The sequence below is a fragment of the Selenihalanaerobacter shriftii genome (genome assembly GCF_900167185.1).
Taxonomy (GTDB): Bacteria; Bacillota; Halanaerobiia; order Halobacteroidales; family Acetohalobiaceae; genus Selenihalanaerobacter; species Selenihalanaerobacter shriftii.
On the sequence record NZ_FUWM01000018.1, the window covers coordinates 48,757 to 74,968 of the forward strand.

Genomic DNA, 26,212 nt, shown 5'->3' on the forward strand with positions numbered 1-26,212 from the left:
CTCCGTAGATAGTTATATTTTTTTGATTTTAATTCTAGTAACTCCACCATGACGGGCTGTACTTCCACTTAGTCGTTCATAATCAGGTGGAAGAATTTCGTTATTATTTCCTCCACGTGGTAATTTATTCTTATAATCTTCACTAGCTACCTTACCATAAGCCCAATGACCTTGTCCATAACACTTACCTACTGTTCCTGAGCGAACACCTTCCCATAGCTTAGCTTCACATTCAATCTCACCTGTTGGTGAAATAAGTTTAATCTTATCTCCAGTCTTAATTCCTAATTTTTTAGCATCCTTAGGATTTATCTTAGCTACATCATTCCAGGCTTCATCACCTGGGTCGACGTCTTTTAACTCTTGGTACCAATTACAGTTAGCTGACCGTGCTTCTCGGTTAAGTCGAGACCGATGCTCAAAGAAAACGAATGGATATTCTCTCTCTTCACCCCAACGATATGCTTCCTCATAATGAGGAACAAAAGCAAGTTCTCCTCTGGCTTCATACTTACATGTCTCTAAAATATCATCAATATCAGTATGATGCTTCTTAGCATGCTTACCTAAAGCTTTCTTTAATGTTTCACTATAGAATTCAAATTTACCTGTTTTAGTACCAAAATCATCCCAGTTTTGTTTGAATTTATATGACTCTGAATTCCAAACTCCAAGCTTTCTAAACTCCTTCCAACCATTTATCTGATCACCATTAACCTTAATCTTAGGGTCCCAAAGAGGTTGAGTACGAATTTTAAGAGCATATTCACTAAATTCATATTCATTAGCTGGAGATTTACCTGTTTCAGGATCTTTAATTTCTGTTTTAAAATATTTAATAAGTTTATCATAACCTTTTTCAGCCATCTTCTCAGCTATTAACCAAGGAACTTCTGTTTCATCCATCTTCACATCCCAAAGTGGTTCAATAACAGGCTGATTCATAGTAACATAAGCATGAGTATTAGCTTTAGACTTTACATAACCAAATTTTTCATATTTATGCTGAGCTGCAGGTAGTACAATATCAGCAAATTGAGTCATTTCTGCTGGATTAGTCGTTATATGCACAAAGAAAGGAAGTTTAGTCAATGCTTCTTCCCATCTATCAGTTCCAGAACAAGAAAAAGCAAAGTTATTCCAATAACCGATAGCTACCTTAATTTCATAAGGTTCTTCATCTAATATAGCATCCGCAGCGTTATTAGTAACAACTCCTTTACCAGATTTTCCTTTCTTTAGAGCAGGAAACTCTTTATATCCTCTTTGATCCATCTTATGATGCTCTAAACCTTTTTTAGCAACTTTATCAAGATACTTTTTATAACCAGGAAAATCGTCTACTGGAATATCAGAATGTCTAATACTTCCACCTTTATTATCAACAGAACCTACTAATCCATTAAGTGCATGTGCTGCCATAGCAGTATAGCCACCACGGACATGCATTGACGCTCCAGTAGCTAACCAGGAAATAACATTTGGTCCTGCCTTAGCAAAGTCAGTAGCAACTCTTTCAATCTGTTTAGCAGAAATTCCAGAACGTTTTGCTGCCCACTGAGGGGTTTTATCTTTTAGTCCTAAATTCCACCATTTAACTACCCCATTAGTATAATTCTCTTTAAAGGTAGATTCATCAACTTCTTCTCCTACCTTAAATCTATTCTTACCATCAACAAAATCACCAACAAACTCTTTATTCCAAAGGCCTTTTGCTAAAATAACATGTGCCATTGCTATAGCCAAAGCACCATCTTCACCAGGAATAACCGGCAACCATTCGTCAGCTTTAGCAGCAGTTGCAGAAAGTCTCGGATCCATAACAGCTACCCCTGCTTGATCAAGCACATCTCCCCAAGCGTTAATAGAATGAGGTACCTGACGATTAGAGGCCAATGGGTCTGCTCCCCAAAGTAATACATATTTCGTATTCTCTAAATCATAATCTCTATAGCCCCAATATGCTTCAGTATAATATGACCCAAACTTCTCTGCTTCAGCACAAATAGCACTATGAGAAATACCATTTGGAGAACCAAATATTTTAGTGAACTTTCCATATATAATATCTCTCATATAAGTATATCTACCTCGAAAAGTAACATACTTATGTGTCTCATTATTTTCTCGTAACTCTAACATCCTATCCGCTATCTCTTCAATTGCTTCATCCCAAGTAATCGGTACAAATTTTGGATCTTCATTTCTACCCTTTTTAGGATTAGTTCGTTTCATTGGAACTTTAATTCTATCAGGATCATAAACTTGTTGTAATGACATATGTCCCCGAGGACAGATATTCCCATTATGAGCCTTAGAATACCTATTTCCTTTAACTTTGATTGCTCTACCATCAACAACCTTTACTTCAACTGGACACCAGGTAGTACATCCCTGACAAGTAGTCGGTTTCCATTCTCCTCCATCAATTGAATTTGAATCATCTTTAGCTAAAGAACTTAAAGCTGGATTACGTTTACATCCAGTGGCTCCTAAAGCAACAAGTCCACCAGTAGTTGTTGCTGAAACCTTTAGAAAGTCTCGTCTAGTTAATTTCATAATTGTCCCCCCTTAATTATTTTTGTCAACATCAATAAACTTAGTGTGGATTCCAAAAAAATTCCTCTAAAAATAGATATTAATTCTTTTTCTTTGTTTTATTGCCCCCTCATGTTTATCATTTTTATTTACCCTTTAAATATATTGTACATTAAATCACAAATAATTTGTATAGGGATAATTATTGATTTTTGTAGGTAAAATCACTTATATAATATATATAAATAGGATTTGTAGGGGAATTCCCCTACAAATCCTATTTTATAATTATAATATCCCCTTTTTTATAGCTAAACGAACTACTTCTGAACGTTTATTGAGTTCTAATTTTTTCATCATTCTAAATTTATGAGTTTCAACTGTCTTTACACTAATTACTAATTCTTGCCCTATCTGTTTATTAGTATAGCCCATAGCTACTAATTCAAATACTTCCCTTTCTCTATTACTTAATAAAGAATAATTATCATCTTGACCTTGATTGTCATCTATATTCTCCACATTTTCTGTCTCTTGCTGACAAGACTGACATCTTTTCTCCTGACCTGTTAATTCTTTTTTCATTTTACTATTGTTATTTGTTGCTAAATAATTACTTATTAAAATTTTTGTCATAGAGGGATAAATAAAGACCTCCTCACGATGAACTGCTCGAATAGCAGACAATAATTCAACATCAGCTGCTTTCTTTAATATATATCCTGATCCACCTGCTTCCAAGGCTTCTTTAAAGTATCCTTTTTCTTCATGAACAGTTAAAATAAGTACCTTACTTTTTAAATTACTAGAAGTAATCTTACGTGTAGCTTCCATACCGTCAATCCTAGGCATAGATAAATCCATTAAAATCACATCTGGTTTGAGTTTTCGAGCTTTCTTTACAGCTTCTTCTCCATTAGTAGCTTCACCAACAACTTTAATATCTGCTTCGTTATCAAGAAGAGTCATGATACCTTTCCGAACCAATGAATGGTCATCACTTACCAACACTTTAATCATCAAACTCCTCCTCAATTATTGATGTGTCATTAACTGGTATATTAACATAAACCGTAGTTCCATTTCCTTCTCCTGTTTCAATTGTTAGCTCTCCACCTAATAAATCAGCACGTTCTTGCATACCAAGGAGACCTAAATGCTCTTGAGTTCGATCACTATTCATAACCTCATCTAAATCAAAGCCGCATCCATCATCTTCTATAATAACTAATAGATTACCTTCTCTATTATTAATTATAACACTAATATTATCGGCCTCCGCATAACGAAGAGCATTAGTTAATGCTTCTTGTATAATCCGATAGACTGTAATCTCAACTTCCTTAGCGAGGGTAGTATCGATTAGACCATTAATATGCAAACCTACATCTTCATTCCAGTATTTAGAGGATTCCTTTATATAATTTTCAACAGCTGCTGCTAAACCTAAATCATCTAAAATGCTAGGACGTAACTGCCGAGCTAATAAATTAATTTCATCTAAGACTTTAGCTATTGTTTTCTTCATCATTTTTATTCTTTCATTAAATTTCTTTTGCTCGTCAGTATTTTCTAAATTAGCTAAGGCTAAATTTAAGCTGGTTAAAGCTTGACTAGTCTCATCATGTAACTCCCTAGCGATTCTCTTTCTTTCTTCTTCCTGAGCCATAATTACTTTATTTAATAAATACTGTCTTCGTTCCTCTTTCTTCTGTAACTCTTTCCATAATTTTCGCCGTTCAATAGCTGTTCTTTGTAATTTAGCGGTCATATTATTAAAAGCTTGGCCTAATTTACCTAATTCATCCTCAGCCCAATCCAAAGAAACTCTATAATCTAGCTTCCCTGAACCAACTTTTCCAGTAGCAGTAACCAGTTCACTTAAAGGTTTATTAATTAGATTCGCTAAAAAATAAGCAATAGCGATTCCTAAAAAGGAAATTAATACTGTACTAAACCAAAGTAAATACTTTAATTTAGTTAATGCTTGATCAATATAAACTTCGGTGACCCCTAACCTAACTATCCCATAACGCCCCTGCCAAATAGGTACTGCTATATCATGAATAATTCCACCTTCATTTCTAAAAGTCTTACTACTATAATCCTGATTTGAACTTATCTGATTAAAATTCTGATTAAAATCAATTAATTCTTTAGGAATCTTTCTACCAAAAGTATCTGATACTAACTCTCCTTGTGAATTAAAAATCAAAATATAAGCTAATTCCTGATTATTATTCATTACATCCTTAATTAATTGGTGCAAACCAAAAAGATTATTAGTCAACAAGAAATCTTCACTACGAACTGCTATGTATTGAGCTAAAGAGATTCCTTGTTTTTCTACTTCATGCCTTAATACTTGAGTAAATATATCTTCTGATTCTAAAATTAATAATGATGCTAATAATAAAATTAAGATAATAGCAATCCCCATAATTTTACCTTTAACTCCTACTAGATTAAAGAACGGCTTAAATAAGTTAGAATGTATTTGATCTATCATTCTTCTAATTCTTTCCTTAATTTTCTTACACTATTATAATCTTTATCACTAACTATTTCATAACCATCTAAACCCATATTTTTCAAAATATCTTTCCCATTTGAAGATTCATCTAAAGTCATGAAAAAATTTTGTAACTTTTGTTTAGTTTCTGAATTAAGACCTGGTCTAACTACAACTGGAGGAGTAGTAAATTTTGGAGATTTTTTAATTACTTTTAAGCTATCCTTATTTTGTGAATTTATCTTTAGAAAATATTTATATACCATATGATCTACAGCAGCCCCATCTACTATACCTTCCATAACTGCTTTAATTGAATTATCGTGACTATAAGTAAATATATAAGACTTAAAATAATTTTCAGAACGTTTTCCTCGCCATTTTAAAAGTGTCATTGGATAATTATAACCTGTATTAGACATAGGATCAGTAAAAGCAAAACGTTTTCCTTGTAAGTCATCAAAGTTATTAATTCCACTATCCTCTCGAACAATTATATAAGAATAATAATTTGCTTTACCATCTTTTTGCGGAGCAGCTAATAGCTCTAAACCGAATGAATCATGACCACTAACATAACTATAAGTACAAATAAAAGCCATATCTACCTCTTCAGTACGTAATAGTTCATTAACTTCACTATACGTTTTTCGCTGAACTATTTCAATAGGTCTATCCAATTTTTCTTCTAATAAAGTTAATAATTTTTCATAATAAGTTATGCTTTCCTTAGTTGACGTAATAGCAGCAAGTGAAATACGAAGAGGATCATTGTGCTTTACTTGAGTTACTTTTAAATCAGACCTTGTAACCTGTTTACTAAACGAAATAAATGGATAATCGCTTTGAGTAAATAAAGTATTATAACCAAAAACAAATATTACAACTATTAAAATTAGTATTAAAAATAGTGTAATTAAAGTTTGATTTTGTTTCATCTTAAATTACTCCTCCTTTCTTTTTTATTATAACATAAGTTATATATAATAGTTAAATAAATCATTAAACCACCGAAGAAATATAAATTTACTCGGTGGTTACATCCTGGTAAAATTGGAGAAACAACCGTATTATCTCCTTGTACTAAAAAGCCTAATAAGCCTAAGATAAGTAATAATAACTTTTTATTATTTTTAAAAAAATAATATAGAATAGCTTTAAATATAATCTTCTAATCTTTCTCTAATTCCCTGATAATCATCTGTAAATAATGGACTACAAGCTTCTAATTCATACTCTCCTTTAACAAATTTAGTAGCAAAGGCTAGACAGGTTACTTCTCCACATTCGCTACAATTTAATTGTGGTAAGTTTTTATATAGTTCTGGAACACTTAGATTTTCTTTCGAAGTATAATCAGGTTCTATCTGATCTTTATTTTTATAAACACGATTAATCTCTTCTTTTACCCAATCTATCAGCTTAATTCCCTGAGTAGTATTACTTAATTCATTCAAAACGATTGCTTCTGATTCTAATAAAATAACAGCGTCATCCTTCTTTAATTCTAAGCTAGGCTTTTTGGCATAATAAATGCTATCTGGATAAGTAGCATTTAAATACGGTAATAATTCACTAATATCTGTCGAGGGACGAGTTCTAAACCTTATCTTTGTTTTATCTGCCCCACATCTTCTAATAGTCTCAACTTCAATTTTTTTTAAAAACATCTATTCCTCCATCCTCTCCATCTCCTTTAAAGCCTTAATTAAGTAATTAATCTCTTCTTTAGTATTAAAATAACCGATTCCCATTCTAACAGTACCACCTAAAGCAAAACTACCAATCGTTTTATGAGCATTAGGAGCACAATGTAATCCTGATCTGACCATAATATTATATTCACTATCTAATTTATAAGCTACATCTGCATGATCTAATCCTTCTAAATTGAAAGAAATAACTCCTACTCGTTTTTGAACATTTTTATCACCATAAAGTATTACACCATTAACTTTTGATAACTTAGTTAAAGCATAATCTATCAATCTTACTTCTTTTTCTCTAATCTTTTCTACTCCTTGCTCTAAAATATAATTTACACCTGCCCCTAATCCAATTAATCCTACAGTATTAATAGTTCCTGCTTCATAACGATTCGGTAGCTCCTTAGGTGCATATTCAGAAGTAGAATTATTACCAGTACCACCTTCCTTTAGTGGTTTTAAATCTATTCCTTCTTTAATATATAAGCCTCCGGTTCCTGTAGGTCCTAATAATCCTTTATGACCAGTAAAAGCTAACAGATCAATATTCATCTTTTTGACATCGATAGGATATACTCCAGCTGTCTGAGCTGTGTCTAATAAAAAATGAATCCCTGCTTCATTTGCAATCTCTCCCATTCGTGCTATAGGCAAGATAGTACCAACTACATTAGAAGCATGTAAACATGCAATTAACTTAGTATTATCTTTAATTGCATTTTTAATTTTATCTATACCAATTTGCCCACTACTATCACATTCAATCTTAGTAATCTCTATTCCTCGATCTCTTTCTAACTCTTTTAATGGACGCCAAATAGCATTATGCTCTAAACTAGTAGTAATTACATGATCATTTCTTTTTAGTAAACCTTTTAGAGCCAAATTAATTGCTTCAGTTATATTATGAGTAAAAACTATGCGAGTAGGATCTGCTATATTGAATAATTGAGCTAAACTCTTGCGAGTATTATAGATAGCTTGTTCAGCCTGAAATGCTTTTTGATAGGCACCTCTACCAGCACTAACTCCATTATTTTTAAAAAATTCAGACATTTTATCGTAAACAACATCTGGTTTAGGATAAGATGTAGCTGCATTATCAAAATAAACTTCCACTTTACTTCACCTCAATTTTTTTATTTTATAATATTTAATAATTTCCTGTCTGCAACCAAAGAATCACAGACAGGAAATTATCTTTATAATCTATTTTTTTATAACTCAGCTTCAATTAAATCTTTAATTTCACCTACTTTTACTAATCTACCTTTTACTTTAACATCTCCATTAATCTCTAATCCTGGTGTGCTTAATATTCCAGCTTTAGCTATTTCAGCCATGTCTTCTACTTTCTCTACATTAGCTGCTACATCCAATTCTGCTAAAGCATCCATTACATTCTTCTTTAATTTTACACACTTTTTACAACCAGGTCCATAAACCTTAATATCCATCTCTAAACTCACCTCCTTTTGTATTATAATTAAATAACTATATTAAATAAGTAACCTACGCCAATGATGGCAACTCCAACAATAAATACAAATATTTTTATTAACTTTGGCTTAAGCACTTTTCTTAAAATGACCATTTCTGGTACAGATAAAGCTACAGTTGCCATCATAAAACTTAAAGCTGTTCCTATTGCTACTCCTTTATCCATAAGTGCTTCTACAATTGGAACTGTTCCTACTGCATTAGAATAAAGTGGAACCCCAAAAACAACTGCTACAATAACAGCAAATGGATTATCAGGCCCAGCATAGTTAGCTAGAGCTCCTGTTGGTACATAACCGTGAATCAAACCACCAATTGCTATTCCAACCATGACAAACTTCCATATCCTACCTACTATGTCTTGAACCTGGTATTTAGCATACTCAATTCGATCTTTCCAAGTCATTGCTGCAATCTCTTCTTCTTCCATCTCAATCTCATAAACGTACTCTTCTACGTACTCTTCTAAATCTAAATAGCCAATTAAGACACCACCTAATACTCCTACAGTTACTCCACTAATCAAATATAGCGCTGCTATCTTAAAACCAAAAATTGAATAGAGTAATACTAATGCTATCTCATTAACGATCGGAGAAGTAATTAAAAATGAAAATGTTACTCCTAATGGTACCCCGGATTCAACAAAACCAATAAAGATCGGTACTGTAGAACAAGAGCAAAACGGTGACACCACTCCTAAAAAAGAAGCCATCAGATTACCCACAAATAATCTTTTCCCACTTAATAACTTCTTAACCTTCTCTGGTTGAAAGAAACTACGAATAATAGAAATTATAAAGATCATAACACTTAATAATAGAATGATTTTAAGTGTATCATAGATAAAGAAATGTAATGCCTCCGCTAAATGTGCCTCTGGATTTAAGTTCAACCAATTATAAACTACTAAATCAGCAAATTCTGTTAACATAAGACCCCTCCTCATTCTTCATAATACTAATAACATCATTATATAATAAATTGCTAATATATTAATTAAAAATAAATTATTCACCCTCTTCTAAAGCTAATTTTGTCTTATTAATCTGCTTTACTAATAAACTCTTAGCCGAATCTAGAATCTCCCAGATTTCATTATCTTTTACTTTATATAATACTTTAACTCCATCTTTACGATTCTCAACAAGATCTTGATCCTTTAATACTTTCAAATGTTGAGAAATATTCGATTGACTAAGTTCTAAAGCTTCATAAATATCACATACACATAATTCTCCATCTCTCAAGAGATTCAAAATTTGAATTCTAGTTGGATGTGCTAATGCTTTGAATAATTCACTTGTCAGTTTACTAATTAATGTTGACATTTTTTATGCTCCTTTGTTAGTAGATTAGATTCAATTATAATAATTACATTAATATATTCTAATATAATTATAATTTATTTTATGAAGTCTGTCAACTGTTATTTAAGAATTAATAGAGATAAAGTTGATCAACTTTATCTCTATTAATTAGATTTGAAATTAACCTGAATAATCTAATTTATCTTCTTTACTCTTTTTATCTTTAAATAATAAATGGCTTAAAATGGTTATTAAAGCCGGTAGAATAAATAAAGTAGATATAGCAGAGATAGCTAAAATAGTTGAAATTAATGTTCCAACTGTTTTATGGGGTTTTAAAGGTGATAACAATAATGGCAAAAATCCAATAGCAACTACTAACGCATTTCTAGTAATTGCTCTAGCAGGTTCTCCAAACATTTTTTGTAAAGTTTCTTCCCAAGAACCCGAATCTGCATAAAACTCTCTACTACGCTGTATAAAATGAATCGCAAAATCTACTGAAAGGCCTAAGGTTAAAGATGATAGAACTGCTACCGGCATATCATAATTCTTACCAATTAAACCTATCATTCCATAAGCAAAGGTTACCGTTACACTTAACGGTAGCATGCTCAATAACCCCCACCAGAATGAACGGAAAAGAAAGATCATTAAAATTAAAACTACTATAAAAGAACCTAATAATGCTTTTAGCATACCTTTAACCATTTTATTTTGCCAAACTATATTTACATAATTCAATCCTGCCCAATTTAATTTTAAATTACGTGGTGGTGGGTGTTCAGCAATCCAACTCTCTATCTGATCTTTTACCCGCTGCATATCTTGGTTATTCCCACTATTTAACTGTACCCAAATATTTGCTCTTAAATAATTTGGTTCAACAAAATGCCATAAATCATCAGGGTTATGACTATTTTGAAAAGACATTAATGTTTGAGCCACAGCTGGAGCAGAATTTGGGATTTTATAGTATTCCTCACTTCCTTGACGCAACTCTTTATGTACTTTTTTAACTACATCAGGTAATCCTCCAGCTTTTCCTACATTCTTCATTGACTCTAATTGGTTTTGAACTTGACTTAAATACTCCAACACTTCAGGCTGTTTAAATGTTTGATATTCAGTCTGTAAATCTCCTATTGCAAATTCTAAATCTTCTAAAGCCCATTTTGAATCTCCAGTCTTACCTTCTTTTAATTTAACCACATAATCTTTTATCTTATCTACAAATTTAATCTGATTAAAGACTTCTTTACTTTTATATTCTTTGAATTTACTATTAATCTCGTTTCTTATATTATTAACCTGCTTCTTCTGCAACTTTGGATACATACTTTCTGTATCCTCTATTTCAGATATTAAATCATCCTTAGCATTCTGTAAACTATCCAATGTATATTGAGTGTCCCAAACCATATATGCCATGTATGTTCCAGCAAATCTATCATTCAACACCCTATCAGCTTGACGAATAGGATGACTCTTCTCAAACCAAGTTACTGGATTATCATTAACTACAATCTTAGTAATACCATATCCAGAAATAACAAGTATAATTAAAATAATGACTAATACCGTTTTATACCTTCTATATATTAAATTACCTAACGAGTGAAGCATTCTTCCTAGTAAACTACTAGACCCACCATCTTCTGCTCCAAAGTTTTCAAAAGATTCTTCTTTAATAAACATAGTATATGCTGGTATGAAGATTACTGTTAATATCCATGCTAACATAGTTCCTATTGCTACAAATACTCCAAATACCTGCACAGGCGGGAGGGGGGTCAAAGCTAAAGAAGCAAAACCAATACTAGTAGTTAATGAAGTATATAACATAGGAGTAAAGAGTTCATCCATTACTGCAATAATTGTTCTTCTCTTATCTCCAATCTGTTGGTATCTATCATAGAATTCACTCAACATATGTACTGAATCAATTACAGCAATCGACATCAAGAATACTGGTATCATAGAAATTAGAATATGGACTTTAAATCCTAATCCAATTAAAAGACCCATAGTTGAAATCACCGTCATTATAGCAACTATTATTGGTGAAATAATTAATGACAGCTTCTTAAAGAAGAACCATAATAATAACAGCAAAATTAACATAGTTACAGGTGCAGCTCTACGCATTAATTTAAACATTTGAGCCCCAAATGTATCCTCTGCTATAGGAAGACCACTCATATAATATCTTTCATTTCCTGATAACTCTTTGATATATTCTTCAATTTTCATTGAAATCTCATAACTTAAATCCTTACTCTTAATTGGAATATAAAGAGCTAATGCCTCCCCATCTTCTGAAATCATAGTTCCCTTTAACATAGGATTATCCATAGCTTCATTTCTTATGTACTTAGCTTGTGCTTCAGTTTTAGGTGGTTTATCCATCAACCAATTAAAATTAATTCTTCCTAATCCACCTTGCTTAATATTATCTTTAGTTGAAGGCGCAATTATATCAGAGGCTATTACTCCTTTTGTCTGTTTGATTTTATTAGTTAGTTTATAAATTTTACTCAAAGTCTTTGGATTAAAGACACCATCTGAATTCTTATTATTAATTACTCCTAAAACTATCATATCATGCATTTGAAAGTCTTCTTTTGTTTTATCATGAAACTGTCTTACAAATTCATCTTCATTTAACATATTCTCTGGATCAGTATCAACTTTAACTTTAGGAATCTGTGTTGCTAAAAGAATAGTCAAGATTACAAAAAAGATAACGACCGTCTTAGGATGATCTATTGAAAAATTAGTAAGGCGTTCTTTAAAATTCATTTTTCTTACTCCTTTCTGGTTTGCATATAACTAAATTAATAGCTATAACGCATTCTAAAATAAATATTAGAGTTCTCTTCAAATTGCCCTAGTCGAGTATAGTCTTGATCTCCATAAAAGATATTCCCGCCTAAAGTAAGATTTATATTATCTGTCCAATCATAACTCACCTTAGGTTTAAAATAACCGTCTTCATCCGCAGGAGAATAATAAGTAAATAAATCTAACTTAACTGTTTGCATATTTAACAATTTTATAATACGTAAAGTAACTACATCCCTATTCTCTTCTTTAATATACTCTTCTTTATTAGGTGAATCATTAAGATAATTCTTCTCATATCTATCATAATCTTGCATCTTCTCTAAGAAATACTGCATACCAATAGTAAGATCATTACCTAAATCTCTTTTATATCCAACTAAACCCTTTAAATAAGAATTAGGCACATTCGTCTTCTCACCATCTGGATCATCAACAGAATCATAATAACCTAATTCTATATTAGTAATTCCACCTAAAAATAAATTACGCCAACTACCACCATAAGCATTTAAACGGGAAAATTCTAATGTTTTTCCACCAACAGAACTAGGATTAGGCTGTTTATGAAAACCTCGATAACCATAGAATGCTATCTCATTACCATGATAATTTTTCTTAACTCTTAATGCCAACTCACCATTCTCCCAATCCTTTTCTGGGTCATTAACTACACCTGAAAAATCCTTAAGCATTATTTCATCTTCATCTTTATTATAATAAGCTAATCTCTCACCATCTATATAACGATCAGATTCAAAGACTGGAGTCCAGACCAAATCAACAATCGTTCCCTTAGGAAAGATTGAAAATTTAATGGAATCTGATGGTGCTTTTAAGTATTCCTCATCTCTACCTAAAAAGTAAGATTTTCGGTCCTTAGGAAAGAGGTCATTAATAAATAATGAATCACCAGTTCCCCAAGTTAATACTTGTCTTCCGGCCTTAATTTCAAAATTTCTTGATGGATAAGCCCAAATATACGCTTCACGTAATTTAATATCTGCTTCATCTCTTATTGAATCACTCACTATATCAGTTGTAACTTGAAACTCTGCTTCTGAACTTAATGCATTCCAATACTCAAGTTGAGCTCTTACTTCTGATAATAAAAGATCATCAGATAGATTATTAACATTACTAGAAGTATCATATCTTCCACCTATTGAAGTCTCTACAAAACCATGAAAAGGTAAGTTCTTAGCATATGAAGCTGTTGACCCAATAAGTAAAAATGTTACTATAACAAGTATTGATATACTTATAGATTTAAGTTTGTTTCGAATCATATTATTGACTCCTTTCTTAGTTAATATATTTATCTTAACCATCGACGTGGTGGACGACGCAAATAACGTTCACTAAAGATTCTTTCAGGAATACCAACATTATATTCAATATTAGACATTCTAATAACTGTATATCCTCCATCTATTAAGTTTTTAACTTTCCTAACAGTGACAGTAGGATAACCTTGAATAGTCTCTATCTTTTCTGCAGTGATAACTCGATAAGGTGAACCTTGCTTATTATAATATTCAGCTTTTACTGGTAGAAATATCTCTTTGTCTATCCACATTTTATAATAAGAGAACTCGACATCTTCCGCATCCTTAGGTAGATTCTTTATTATATATTTGCCATCTTCCTCTCCCAATAGAATATGTTTATCTAACTGTAAAGCCCGCCCAGAAACATCTTCATATGTAAAGTGAGAACCAGCAAAACTAGTTCGCTTATCTCCAGCTGCAATTCTTTGTACTAAATCCAAAGCAGGTAAATATAACCAACGATCATCCTGACTACCAGGATGCTTATAAACCATAAATACCATCTTTCTTACATCAGCAGGTCTTTTGAAATAAACGTAGAATTTTTGATCACCATTATCTTCTATATCTTTCTTTAATTTGAGTAATTCTCTATGTCGCTTGCGCCCTTGTGAATCTACAATCGTCATATTAATGACCCCACGTTCATCATCACCACTATAATTAGCCGCCTTATATGCTTTTCTTACAATCTCGTTAACTGATAATTCTTTAGCCTGAATAACATTTGATTTTAAACCCACGCCTATAGATAATACTAAAAGCATAATTAAGAATATTGTACACAATTTTTTTAACATCATTTCTCCCTCCTAATTTTAAATATTTTATATAAATTCCTTCTCTCATGATCAATTCCAACCTCATTTTTCATATGTTCAAATTATAACAACACCCCCTTTTAAATTAATAACATTATTATATAATTAATTCCTAATATATTAATTAAAAAAATACTAAACTAACCTTTTATTATAAACTGCTAATATCAATCTTAATCATAAATATATTATTAAATCTTAATATGTTAATATAATTATAGTATATTATTTCAATTTTGTCAATTTTTATTTAAATCAAATTGCATTCCACCATAGATAGAAACCTAATATGAGTAAAATAGTACCGCTAATCTTCTTAATTACTAAATTCAATGACTCAAAACTTTGAACCTTCTTTAAGAAACCTGTAAAAGTACCTGCTAATAATAATGGTATACTTCTTCCAATAGCATAAACAAACATAAGAATAGCTCCATATAATGGATTACTCTTTACAGCTGCATATGAAAGTAAAGTAGCAGTAACTGGTGCAGTACAAGGAGAAGCAGTTATTGCAAAAGGAACACCTAATAAAAATGCTCCTAAAACACCTTTATAATTACTTTCTATATTCTTTATTCCTGGTAATTCAATTGGAACTAAATCTAATAAAACAGTTCCCATTAAAATAGTTATAAGTGCAACAGAGTAATCTATTATTTTATAGTCAGCCAACAGATTACCAACCACACCAGCAGCAACTCCCATAACTGCCATTGTAAGCGATAAGCCTAAAACAAAGGCTAACGATAAACCAAAAGAATAGAATTGATTCTTCTTGCTAAATCCCCCTACATAACCAACTACTAATGCTACAGTAGGTAAAGTGCAGGGACTTAAACCACTACCTAAGCCACCAAAAAAAATTAGTAAATAAGAAGCATTCTCTGGTATAATATTTTCCATTATTATTGTACCACTCTTTGAATTAATTTAATAGCTTCTTCTTTTTCAAATAATCCTTCTAATAAGCCTACTTTACTCTTTTTATTATCTAATAATAATAGACTCGGTGCATCTTTAACTCCATACCTCATAGACAACTCTTTAATTATCTCCTTTTCACTCTGATCCTCAACAGCAATATCAACATTAACAAATACTACTTCTTGATTAAACTTTTCTTTTAATTGTTGAATAAGATTATTGAATTTATCAAAATATTCTCTAGTACTTTCACAACAATCTGACGAATATGTAAAATAGATAATTATAGGCTGATTTTGTTCTTCAGCTATTTTTATTCTATCTCTTAAAGATCCTGATACTTTTTGGTCATTCTTTAATACTTTCTTAATTACATAACTCCCTCCTATTAAGCTAACGATTAATAATAAAATGATAACTTTTTTATTATTTGACATTGAATCCCTCCTCTAAAAGAATTGACTTCTAATCAAGTATATTTTAATCTATAATAGTGTGTTTCAATTTCCCTTTTTCTTGTTTTTCAACCTTAGAAATAATATGTTTTAAAACAAATTCTAAAGCTTCCTCAGGATCCTTATCGAGAGCAATGCTTTTTAATTGAACCAATTCATTTTGATCTAAAGAAATAAATACTTTACTCATATCAGTCCACTCCTTTCTTTATAGTTTTTTTATTTCTTTTTTTCTTTGATCTAGTTCTTTTATTAGTATATTGTCAAGACAGGTGAAAAATTCAACAATACAAGGAGCTTCTAAATAATAATAATTATTCAAACCTTCCCTCCTAGATGCAATAATACCTGCCTGCTTTAAAACACTTAAATGTTTTGATACCGACGATTGACTAACTTCCAAGATTTCTGTTAATTCACATACACATCTTTCTTTTTCTTCAGCTAATAGATCAACAATTTCCATTCTAGTTCGATGAGCTAAGGCTTTAGCTATATTAGCACGAAACTCATGAATGCTTTTATTACTAATTTTGAGCACTCCTCTCTAGTTACTTCTCTTATTTTAGTATATATTAGATATCAATTACTATAATTCTATATTGCTATATTGGAATATAGTTGTCAAGATAGGATAACAAATTTTACATTTTTTGTATAAGAAAAGGACCCACATTAATGCAGGTCCTTAATAAATAAGCTTATGCTTTCGATTTTTGCGGAAACCAATGCTTAGTTCGATTAGCTATCTTTATTAATGCTAACATAACCGGTACTTCAACTAATACACCAACTACTGTTGCTAAAGCCGCTCCCGATTGCAAACCGAATATTGAAATAGCAGTAGCTACAGCCAGTTCAAAGAAGTTACTGGCACCAATCATACTTGCAGGAGCTGCTACTGAATGTTCTAGGTTCAACAGCTTAGCTCCACCATAACCGATTACAAAGATAAAGAAGGTTTGAATTGTAAGCGGAATAGCAATCAATAATATATCAAGCGGATTATTTAGAATAATATCTCCCTGGAAAGAAAAGAGAATAATTAAAGTTAATAATAATCCGATAATTGTAAAGTTATCTAGACTCTTAAGATAGACATTTTCAAACCAATCAACTCCTTTATTTTTAATCAAATACTTTCGGGACAGATAACCGGCTACTAAAGGAATTACAATATAGAGTACTACAGATAAGAATACCGTATCATAAGGAACTGAAAAATCAGTCACTCCTAATAACAACATAACCAATGGTGCATAAACAAAGACTAAAACTAAGTCATTAACTGCTACTTGAACTAAAGTATAGTTAGCATCGCCATCTGTTAAATAACTCCAGACAAAGACCATCGCTGTACATGGCGCAGTTCCTAACAATATCGCTCCAGCTATATATTGATCTGCTAATTCTGGTGTAATAAAAGCTCCGAAGATATTCTTTAAAAATAACCAAGCAAAGAAGGCCATCGTAAAGGGTTTAATCAGCCAGTTAACTGTTAAAGTTAAACCTAATCCTTTTGGCCGCTTTCCTGCTTCTAAAATACTACCAAAATCAATCTGAACCATCATCGGATAGATCATAAACCAAATTAAGATTGCTACTGGAATTGATACCTGAGCATACTCAAATTTGCTTAAAGTATCCGGTACCGCAGGAAGTAATCTCCCAACTGCAATTCCTATAGCGATACAGAGGGCAACCCATAACGTTAAGTACCTCTCAAAAAATCCTAAGCCTTCTGTTTCTTCTTTAACTTCTTTTTCTTCTTGACTCATCATCATTCCTCCTCAATATTTAATAATTTAGTTTTCTTAGCAGTATATAACTCTTTTCCCGCTTCAAGCAACGTTTCTAATCCCTGAATCTCCTCAGCTAAAAGCGGCATCTTAATAATTGGAGCAGAAAATTTTTCTTCCATAACTTCTAGCTGTTCATCCTGCATCTTACTTCTTTTCTTAAAGTAAGGCGTAGTACAGTACTCTTTTGGCAAAATCTGATTAGCAATAACTAATTGGGTCTCTACATCAACCGTCTCTAACTCTTCTACTGCCCGATGTGCTTCTAAAATCGGAGTAGTTTCTGGATAAACCACAAAAGCAAAAGTAGTCTGTTCTTTATCCTGTAATTTATCAATAACTCGTTTAAATCTTTTCTGTGATTCTAAATCAGCTTGAGTATTTGTATTAATCGACGTCTTAAACTCTAACTGCTGCTCCCAATTCATCGGTAACTCTAATAAGCGTAAGGTATGACCGGTCGGTGCAGTATCAAAGACAATTACTTCATACTCATCAGCTTCTGTATAATCAATAAATTTGTTAAAAGAAGCCATCTCCTCTGTGCAGGGAGAATCAAGCTCTTCTTTAAGTCCCATTAACATCTCTTCTGAATAATTCTTCTCTTGTGCATCAGCTAGGACATTCTCTTTATATTCTTCAGCTACTTCTTTTGGATCGATCTTAACTATATCTAAATTATCAACACCATCTACTTTAGTAACTTCACCTTTTACTTCCTGCTCAAAAACATCCTCTAAATGTGAAGCAGGATCAGTCGTTAAGAGCAAAGTTTTATAATCTTCTCGTGCTAAATAAACAGCAGTTACTGAAGATAAAGAAGTCTTACCCACACCTCCTTTCCCAGCAAAGAAGATCAAACGTGGTTCCTTTTCTTGTGGTAATAGTACTTTAGCTGCTTCCTTCATTTAAGCTGCCTCCTTATAAAGCATATTAGCGACTTTTTTTAAGATCTCTATCCCCTTGATTTCCTGATCTAATAATTCCATCTTTTTAGCTGGCAAATCAAACTTTTCATCTATCTCTGCTAAATATTCCTGCTGCATCTCGCCCCGCTTCTTAAAGAAAGGATTCTTACACTCTTCTTCAGGTAAGATTCCATTAACGATTATTGAACTAGTAGCGATTCCAATTTCTGATAATTCCTTACTAGAACGCAAAGTTTCGCGAATAGAACTGCCTTCCGGCTGCATTACAAAGATGAATTCAGTCCTTTCCTCATTTTTTAATAGTGCAATAGCACGGTCATACTTTTCCTTAGAATCTTGAATAGTCTGCACCGGTCCCATACAGGTTTGACCGCTACCTTCAGCGCTTTCTTCAATATGCTTACTCCAGTCAACCGGTAATTCCAATAGTCTAATTGTATGTCCAGTCGGTGCTGTATCAAAGATAACCACATCATATTGATCATCATCCATAAAATCAATAAACCTATCAAAAGAGGCCATCTCTTCAGTACAAGGCGAATTCAACTGTTCTTCAACTACTTCTAACATCTCTTCGTTAAATATATCGCGCATCGGAGCTAAGGTCTTTTCCTTATATTCTTCTGTTGCCTCTTTAGAATCGATCTCCATCGCTGATAAATTATCAATTCCTTCAATCTCTGTTACTTGATGGCCGATCTCCTGCTCAAAAACATCTGATAAATTAGCCGCCGGATCAGTTGTCACTAAAATAGTATCTAATCCCTGGTCAGCATAATAGACAGCAGTAGTCGAAGCCATAGATGTCTTACCTACTCCTCCTTTACCGGAAAAGAAGATATACTTTGTATCCTCTAAATTCATTATTCTTCCTCCTTTAATTGATTAATTTCTGCTTTTAATTTTTCTAAAGCTGGATATTCTCCCATTTCAATAACTTTATCATTGACGGTAGTAATCGGCAAATCATCAGTTCCTTTATTATTTACTGAATCCAAGATTGTTTGATTCTGTTGAAAGGCAAAGGGATTGTGATTCATTGAATTTCTTTCTACTTCAACTCCCTCTTGTTCTAACTGTTTTAAAGCATCATTAAACTGAATTAATTCATCATCCACATCAGGACCGCATACTCCTGTGGAACAACACATCGGTGGTTCATATACTTTAACTTCAATTTTACTCATTTTAGTAATTCCTCCTTATAGAAAATTACATTTATACATAAATGTAAAATAAACTATATATAAAACAACTTTGATATGTTATTTAAAATATTATTCTTACCTATCTTCTCTACATTTCTGACTAGGTTCAGCCTGAATATAATTCTTCTTTCATTTTAAACTTCATTCCTTCATATAAATAAACTTTTATATAACTATTATAAATATAACATATAAATTATTCTTAATCAAGTAGATTTAAAGCTAAGTTTTAATTTAAATTGGCTTAATTACTACTTCCATTTCATTCAAATATGATACCCCACTAATTGGATCAAGTTTTAAATTGTCAACCAAACGATTAATATTTGCACCTTGACCTTTAGCTATTCTTAACTTTTCAGAAGTATGACCAAAACCATGAGAAGATTGTACTACCCCTTCTCTAATTTCATTAGTTACTTTAGCAGTTAATCTTACTGTATCAATTTCAGAATTAACTATTACCTTTTCTCCATCTCGAATCTCTCGTTTTTTTGCATCTTCTGGATTGATCAACAAAGAGTTCTTGCCTTTTCGAGCCATCAAAGCTGGTAAGTTTTGAGTAGTACTATGTGTATGACATCGTAATTTACCAGTAGTGATTAACTTTAATTTATTATTACTTTCTTGCAACTTATAAATAGGAGTTTGATTACCACCGACCCGTAAAAATTCTTTAACTAAATCAGATTCCATATCTAGATCTAAAGCAAAATTAAATTTACCATTTAAAAGCTGGTCATAACGATAATATTTAGGTTCATCAAAGTTATTAGCTAACCAAATCCCTTTTCTTTTAAGCTCTTCTAGCTGAACTTGACTACCATCGACCTGCTCTATATCTAACCTCATCTTTAAGTACGATTCTATATCACCTTCATCAAAATTTTGGAACGAATCAAATCCTAATAATTTACCTAATTTAACAAAAGTCCAGTATCCTGATTTAGCTTCACCTTTTGGCTCAACAACCTTTTGGTACATAGTCAAAAGTGCACCATTAGAATACTGTTTGACTACTTCACTCCTTTCTAAATAAGTAGTATCCGGTAAGATAATACTCCCTACTGGAAATGCTTCTAAAGTATCAGTCTGATAAATATCGTAACCCACCGCAAAATCTAAATTACCTAAAGCTTTTCTCCATCTTTCACTATTAGCATCAGCTAATATCGGATTAGTAAAGTAAATAAAGGCTCCTTTTATTCCCTGTCCTTTATACAAAGAAGTAATCTCTTTTTCTAACAACGGCCCAGTAGGAACATGATCAGGAGTTAAAATCGCTTCCGGAATTAAACCTCTACAACCATAACCAGCCGTTAAATTACTAAACCCTACTTCTTCATGTAATGGTTTAGCTTTAATATTATTTGTAAATTCAGGAGACTTTAGTCTACCTTCTTCTCTAAAAACCATCCCTCCTAGTGCATCTACACTACCTACTAAAGCATTTAAACAAGCAACTGCCCGATGAGCATTTATTCCTTGTTTTTGATTATCTAACCCTGTCCATGAATCAGCTAACTGCTGCTTGCTTTTAGCAAATTGACGAGCAATAGTATAAATTATCTTTGTATTGATACCAGTAATCTGCGACACATTTTCCGGATTATATTTCTCCTGCATTACTTCAGCTTTAAAGCTTGCAAAACCTCTGCTATACTTATTTATAAACTCTTTATTATATAACTCTTCTTTAATAATTATATGGGCTAGACTTAATGCTAGTGCTCCATCAGTTCCTGGTTTGATTGATAACCATAGATCAGCATTTTTAGCACTTTTGGTCTGCCGCGGATCAATTACCACTAGCTTAGCACCTCTTTTTAAAGCACCTTTAACATCTTTATAAAAATAGAACCATTTATGAGCTTCCAAAGGATTAGCACCAAATAAAAGAATATAATCTGAATTTTTAAAGTCTGGTAAAGGACGATAATCATTATAAGTTAATTTTTTAGCTAAACGTCGATTAGCATCACAAATACTAGTATGGGCAAATTGATTAGGAGTCCCATAAGACTTAGCTAGACCTTGAAATAACTCTTTATAAGGTGGCGTAGGCCCCCACATAAACAGAAATGATTCAGCTCCATATTTTCTTTTAATCTCTTGCATATTCTTCGTTATTAATTGTAAAGCATCATCCCAAGTTATTTTCTGCCATTTATCTTTAGCAACTTTCTGTTTAGGAATTAAAAGTCGATCAGGATCATATAATTGTTCTAATCCAGCTAATCCTTTTGGACATAATCTACCTTCATTAAAAGGATGTAATTTATTACCATTAATTTTAGTTGCTTTCTCATCTTCTATAGTAACCTCTATACCACATTTTCCACCTTGACACATTACACAGGATGAAAAAACTTTATTCTTATCTATCATATCTTATATCTCCTTTTGTGTTTAAATATTTCTTAATTGTTAACTTTCATTCATATAAAAAAAGTTTTATATGTTATTTAAAATTATAACATTTTAAATTTACTGCGTCAATCTAACCTCCAATTTCATATCTATTTTTGTATCTCTCAATTATTATTATCCTCATTTACATCATCTTTGGCTTGTCCCAGGACAATAGTCTCTGATTACCTTCTAAACTTCTAATATGAGTTACATCCTGCATCATTTCCAGTACACCTCTAAAATTCCCAGCTTCATCCCTTACTACAGTGTAAATAATATAAATAAATTTCCCATCCATCTCTAACCAAAATTCTGCCTCATCTTGCTCTCCTGTTCTAAAAGCTTTAATGATTTCTTCAACCATATCTACACTTTCCTTAGGGTGGCAATTTTGAACCTGTCTTCCAATTACCCCTGGACTTCTTGGGAAGACTCTATGTTTCGTATCACTATAAAATTTTACAATTTCATTCTCATCAATAAATGATAAGTCTACTTGTAGATGTTTAAAAATAAGATTAATCTGTTCAAGAGTTAAATTCCCTTGGCTTACATCTAACACTTCATTATTTGAGAATGGGTTAAGCATATCATGCTTTTGCAAAAGATTAGTTAAATCCTCCAAAAATTCATTGTTTGGAGATGCTTTTATATTATCTTTATCCTTATTTTCATATGAAGGTGGTGACGAGATCAGACAGTAACCAATTTCGTCGTCCCCTTTTCTCATCTCAATAAAATCTTTATCAGTAAGAAGGTCCATAGAAGTTGGCAAGAGGATTTCTTCTTCTTTTACCATCATATCCTCTACCATTTCTATAACTTCTTCTTGAAGTTCTAAAAATTTATTATCTTGATCAGCCTCAAGATACTCTTGAGCATTTTTAATTATCTCTTTAATATTATTATCTAGTGTCCACATCACCTTTGAAGGCTTATCAAATCCCTTTTTCTCTAAAGCTGGAAACAATTGATTTTGTTTTCTTGCAAAATGAATATTAATTTCAGCTAATTTATCATAAAGTTTAATCCATTTATTCTTAATGAAATTCTTCTTTAGCATAGTCCTCATTTGATTAAGTACCTTTCTGATAGCTTTTATTTCTTCTAAATATGTTCGCATAGGATGACCTAATGGTAAATCCAGCTTATTACTTAGTAAAATCCCATCAAATATTTCTAGAATTTCATCAAGACTTTCTTCTATCTCATCATCTGATATTCCATACTTCTCCAAATATTGTTCAAAGAGAGCAAATTCTTGTGCAGTTACTTTATCAAATGACTCCTGCATCTTCTTTTTTGCTCCTTTTAAATTAGTCTTACCCTCAAGATAATCCAAAGTGATGGTCATAATTTTCTCAATTCTCTTATCATCAAGGTCTAGATATCCCCCCATTTTAATCCTTTTAAGATCATTCTTAGGAAAAAAATAAACATGGAATTCTTCATCACTTACTTTTTCTACATATTTATCAAAACCTTTTTCTTCCATCATTTTGTACATAGGAAAAGGTTCAAAATCCTTGATAACATGTATCCCCTCATTTGGTTTCAAATTTTGAATTGTTTGAGTAATACAATCTCTAAAGGATTCATGCTCTCCACGGCCATCAATGGTAATATAATCTATTTCATCTTTCATACCTCTATCATCCTTTCTTCTAATTTTATAAAATATTTTAAGTAATTTTCTCTTCTTTCTAAATATTATGTAGTTTAATTAATCTGCTTATCCACTAATAGTAATAAAATCATTCTCTTAGCTATCTTTTCTGAAACCCTAAGTCTCCTACAACTCATCCATTTTAGAATATAATAAATAAAAAAAGCATACTCTATTTCAGAGTATACTTATAGTTTCATGGATCAAAGAAGGATACCTTACCATTGTCGTAATTCAATTGGTAATCCATCTGGATCTCTTATTTCAGCTCTTTTAGAAGAACCTAAATCTACTGGGCCCCAACTAATCTCTATTCCTTTATCTTCTAGATACTTTATTGTGTCTTCCATATCTTTTACTTCTAAGGCTAACATCCTATAACCTACTTGCCATTCTGTTTTTGAACTAGATTTTGGTTCTTCTACAGATAATAACTCAAGCATTGAATCATCTAATTCTAAATAAACGACTTCCTTTATTGGAGATGCATCAACTTCTTCTCTTTGTTTAATCTTAAATCCCAATATTTCAGTATAAAATGTAATTGATACTTCGATATCTGACGGTATGATTTCAACATGATCAATTCTTTTAAACATTTTAACCCCCCTATTTCATATTTCAATATTATCATGACTCAAATTTACTAATATATTAATTTAAAGCATAGCTTTTCTATGTTCACATCCTGGAGGACATTTATTAATCTCACAATCCTTACACTATATAATCTATTCCTCATTATTAATTAGAAAATGAACAGGCCTTTATACACATTCCACATCTTTTTCCACCTAATTTAACAAAAATCTCATGATAACATTTCTCTTTATCCATGCGCCATCCTTCTTGAGGAGTATATTTGTTTTCCCAATCATCTTAACTGCTTTTTTAATTAATTTTAACCTTATAAAAATAATGAATAGATAGGTTTATTAAACAACACAATAAAGAGAAGAGTAATGTATTAGAGAGGAGAATTCATGTTAATAAATATATTAGTAGGCTTAATAATATTTCCAATTGGTGCAGCTCTATCTCACAGCATAAATGCACTAGGAGAAGCTTTTAATTTTCCCTATGTATTAGGATAATTGTCGTAAGAAGTAGAGTTCTGTTAACTTAATAAAAGAGAGTAAGGTTGTTTCACAACATTACTTATCACATTAAGAATATATATCTGGAAATTCTACATTAACTTTATTTATAAAGTCATATTCTACCTCTCTATTTTTAAATTTGATATCTTTCTCTAATATCTTTATAGGAAGTTTTATAATAAATTCACTTCCTTTGCCGTACTTACTTTTAAAACCAATTTCACCCTCATGCATTTCAACAAGCTTTTTAACAAGTGATAAACCAATACCACTACCTTCACTATTTCTAGTAAAAGATGTATCTACTTGCCCAAATCGCTTAAATATTATTTCTTGTTTTTCTTCTGGGATACCAATTCCTGTGTCTTCTACAGAAATAATAATCTTTTCTTTTTTTTCATATATATGAACTATTATTTCATCATCTTTATTGGTAAATTTAATAGCATTAGAAAGTAAATTTAACATAATCCTTTCAATATTAAACGGATCACAAGCAATTATTCTTTCTTCAATATCTGAATTAAATTGTAGTTCTCTATTATTATCTTCCGCATAGCTTTTAATTGAATCTGTTATGTCTCTAATTAAATTTACTATATCATAATTCTGTAGATTCAAATTAAAAGCTTTAAAATTTATTTTATTAATATCAATAAGATTATTAACTAATTTTAGAAGTCGGTAGCTATTTTGCTTTATAGTATTTGTGTATGTTTTATATTCATCTATGTCGTTATTATTTTTAATTTTGTTATCTAACAACTGTAATCCAGAAAAAATTAAATTAAGTGGAGTTTTGAATTCATGAGATAGATTAGCAAAAAATTCGTTTTGTATTTTTTCATATTCAATTTCTTCCCTAAATTGCAATATTAAATTGAACTAATCTCAAACTGTAATAATTTGGTATTTTAGTCATATAGAATTTCTCTTAGTTGATCCTCAAAAGATTCATCAGGGGTTAGGTATCCTAATATTTTTCTTGGCAAAGTGTTACACCAATTTTGAATTCTACCAATGGCTTCAATGGAGAATTCACTTATACTTCTACCTTTAGGTATAAAACGTCTTATGAGACCATTATGACGTTCATTGGTACCTCTTTCCCATGATGAATATGGATGTGTAAAATATACTTTTGTATCAACTAG

Annotated in this window: 25 protein-coding genes; all 25 read right to left on the reverse strand. The window is 31.5% G+C overall.

Going from position 1 to position 26,212, the window contains the following annotated elements:
- Positions 1–12: 12 nt before the first annotated feature.
- Entirely contained in the window at positions 13–2,559 is a 2,547-nt protein-coding gene (locus B5D41_RS10360; RefSeq protein WP_078810580.1) for a molybdopterin-dependent oxidoreductase, read from the reverse strand.
- A 267-nt stretch (positions 2,560–2,826) separates the two neighbouring features.
- On the reverse strand, positions 2,827–3,558 hold the full coding sequence (locus tag B5D41_RS10365) for a response regulator transcription factor (protein WP_078810581.1): 732 nt from the start codon (positions 3,556–3,558) through the stop codon (positions 2,827–2,829).
- Entirely contained in the window at positions 3,551–5,047 is a 1,497-nt protein-coding gene (locus tag B5D41_RS10370) for a sensor histidine kinase (protein WP_078810582.1), read from the reverse strand. The genes B5D41_RS10365 and B5D41_RS10370 overlap by 8 nt, the downstream gene beginning before the upstream one ends.
- A complete protein-coding gene (locus tag B5D41_RS10375) occupies positions 5,044–5,988 on the reverse strand; it encodes a substrate-binding domain-containing protein (protein WP_078810583.1) in 945 nt (314 codons plus the stop codon). The genes B5D41_RS10370 and B5D41_RS10375 overlap by 4 nt, the downstream gene beginning before the upstream one ends.
- A gap of 219 nt (positions 5,989–6,207) precedes the next feature.
- Positions 6,208–6,720, reverse strand: coding sequence for a (Fe-S)-binding protein (locus tag B5D41_RS10380; protein ID WP_078810585.1), 513 nt, complete (start codon positions 6,718–6,720; stop codon positions 6,208–6,210).
- On the reverse strand, positions 6,721–7,875 hold the full coding sequence (locus B5D41_RS10385; protein ID WP_078810587.1) for an aminotransferase class V-fold PLP-dependent enzyme: 1,155 nt from the start codon (positions 7,873–7,875) through the stop codon (positions 6,721–6,723). It lies immediately after the preceding gene.
- Between the two features lie 98 nt (positions 7,876–7,973).
- Complete coding sequence (locus B5D41_RS10390; protein WP_078810588.1) at positions 7,974–8,213, reverse strand: thioredoxin family protein; 240 nt, start codon at positions 8,211–8,213, stop codon at positions 7,974–7,976.
- Between the two features lie 29 nt (positions 8,214–8,242).
- Positions 8,243–9,190, reverse strand: a complete 948-nt coding sequence (locus B5D41_RS10395) for a permease (RefSeq protein WP_078810589.1) — start codon at positions 9,188–9,190, stop codon at positions 8,243–8,245.
- Between the two features lie 76 nt (positions 9,191–9,266).
- Positions 9,267–9,587 (reverse strand): ArsR/SmtB family transcription factor, encoded by a 321-nt coding sequence (locus tag B5D41_RS10400; protein ID WP_078810591.1) that lies wholly within the window; start codon positions 9,585–9,587, stop codon positions 9,267–9,269.
- A gap of 159 nt (positions 9,588–9,746) precedes the next feature.
- Positions 9,747–12,368, reverse strand: coding sequence for an efflux RND transporter permease subunit (locus B5D41_RS10405; RefSeq protein ID WP_078810592.1), 2,622 nt, complete (start codon positions 12,366–12,368; stop codon positions 9,747–9,749).
- Positions 12,369–12,403: 35 nt separating this feature from the next.
- Entirely contained in the window at positions 12,404–13,699 is a 1,296-nt protein-coding gene (locus tag B5D41_RS10410) for a hypothetical protein (protein WP_078810593.1), read from the reverse strand.
- Positions 13,700–13,728: 29 nt separating this feature from the next.
- The gene (locus B5D41_RS10415) at positions 13,729–14,541 is read right to left on the reverse strand and encodes an outer membrane lipoprotein-sorting protein (RefSeq protein ID WP_078810594.1); all 813 of its coding nucleotides are present in this window, start codon (positions 14,539–14,541) and stop codon (positions 13,729–13,731) included.
- 276 nt (positions 14,542–14,817) lie between these two features.
- Positions 14,818–15,468 (reverse strand): cytochrome c biogenesis CcdA family protein, encoded by a 651-nt coding sequence (locus tag B5D41_RS10420; RefSeq protein ID WP_078810595.1) that lies wholly within the window; start codon positions 15,466–15,468, stop codon positions 14,818–14,820.
- Positions 15,469–15,470: 2 nt separating this feature from the next.
- A complete protein-coding gene (locus B5D41_RS10425; RefSeq protein ID WP_078810596.1) occupies positions 15,471–15,926 on the reverse strand; it encodes a thioredoxin fold domain-containing protein in 456 nt (151 codons plus the stop codon).
- A gap of 43 nt (positions 15,927–15,969) precedes the next feature.
- Positions 15,970–16,134, reverse strand: a complete 165-nt coding sequence (locus B5D41_RS14135; RefSeq protein ID WP_159442941.1) for a hypothetical protein — start codon at positions 16,132–16,134, stop codon at positions 15,970–15,972.
- Positions 16,135–16,152: 18 nt separating this feature from the next.
- Complete coding sequence (locus B5D41_RS10430) at positions 16,153–16,485, reverse strand: ArsR/SmtB family transcription factor (protein ID WP_078810597.1); 333 nt, start codon at positions 16,483–16,485, stop codon at positions 16,153–16,155.
- Between the two features lie 160 nt (positions 16,486–16,645).
- Entirely contained in the window at positions 16,646–17,722 is a 1,077-nt protein-coding gene (gene arsB, locus B5D41_RS10435) for an ACR3 family arsenite efflux transporter (protein WP_078810598.1), read from the reverse strand.
- Positions 17,723–17,724: 2 nt separating this feature from the next.
- Entirely contained in the window at positions 17,725–18,651 is a 927-nt protein-coding gene (locus B5D41_RS10440; protein WP_078810599.1) for an ArsA family ATPase, read from the reverse strand.
- On the reverse strand, positions 18,652–19,536 hold the full coding sequence (locus tag B5D41_RS10445) for an ArsA family ATPase (RefSeq protein WP_078810600.1): 885 nt from the start codon (positions 19,534–19,536) through the stop codon (positions 18,652–18,654).
- Entirely contained in the window at positions 19,536–19,859 is a 324-nt protein-coding gene (gene arsD / locus B5D41_RS10450) for an arsenite efflux transporter metallochaperone ArsD (protein WP_078810601.1), read from the reverse strand. Before arsD ends, B5D41_RS10445 begins: the two co-directional genes overlap by 1 nt.
- Positions 19,860–20,114: 255 nt before the next feature.
- Complete coding sequence (locus B5D41_RS10455; protein WP_078810602.1) at positions 20,115–22,268, reverse strand: molybdopterin-containing oxidoreductase family protein; 2,154 nt, start codon at positions 22,266–22,268, stop codon at positions 20,115–20,117.
- 166 nt (positions 22,269–22,434) lie between these two features.
- A complete protein-coding gene (locus tag B5D41_RS10460; RefSeq protein ID WP_078810603.1) occupies positions 22,435–23,937 on the reverse strand; it encodes a DUF438 domain-containing protein in 1,503 nt (500 codons plus the stop codon).
- A 239-nt stretch (positions 23,938–24,176) separates the two neighbouring features.
- On the reverse strand, positions 24,177–24,557 hold the full coding sequence (locus tag B5D41_RS10465; protein ID WP_078810604.1) for a VOC family protein: 381 nt from the start codon (positions 24,555–24,557) through the stop codon (positions 24,177–24,179).
- 567 nt (positions 24,558–25,124) lie between these two features.
- Positions 25,125–25,931 (reverse strand): sensor histidine kinase, encoded by an 807-nt coding sequence (locus tag B5D41_RS10470; protein ID WP_078810605.1) that lies wholly within the window; start codon positions 25,929–25,931, stop codon positions 25,125–25,127.
- A 41-nt stretch (positions 25,932–25,972) separates the two neighbouring features.
- A partial coding sequence (locus B5D41_RS10475) for an IS30 family transposase (RefSeq protein WP_143555667.1) occupies positions 25,973–26,212 on the reverse strand: 240 nt, incomplete at its 5' end.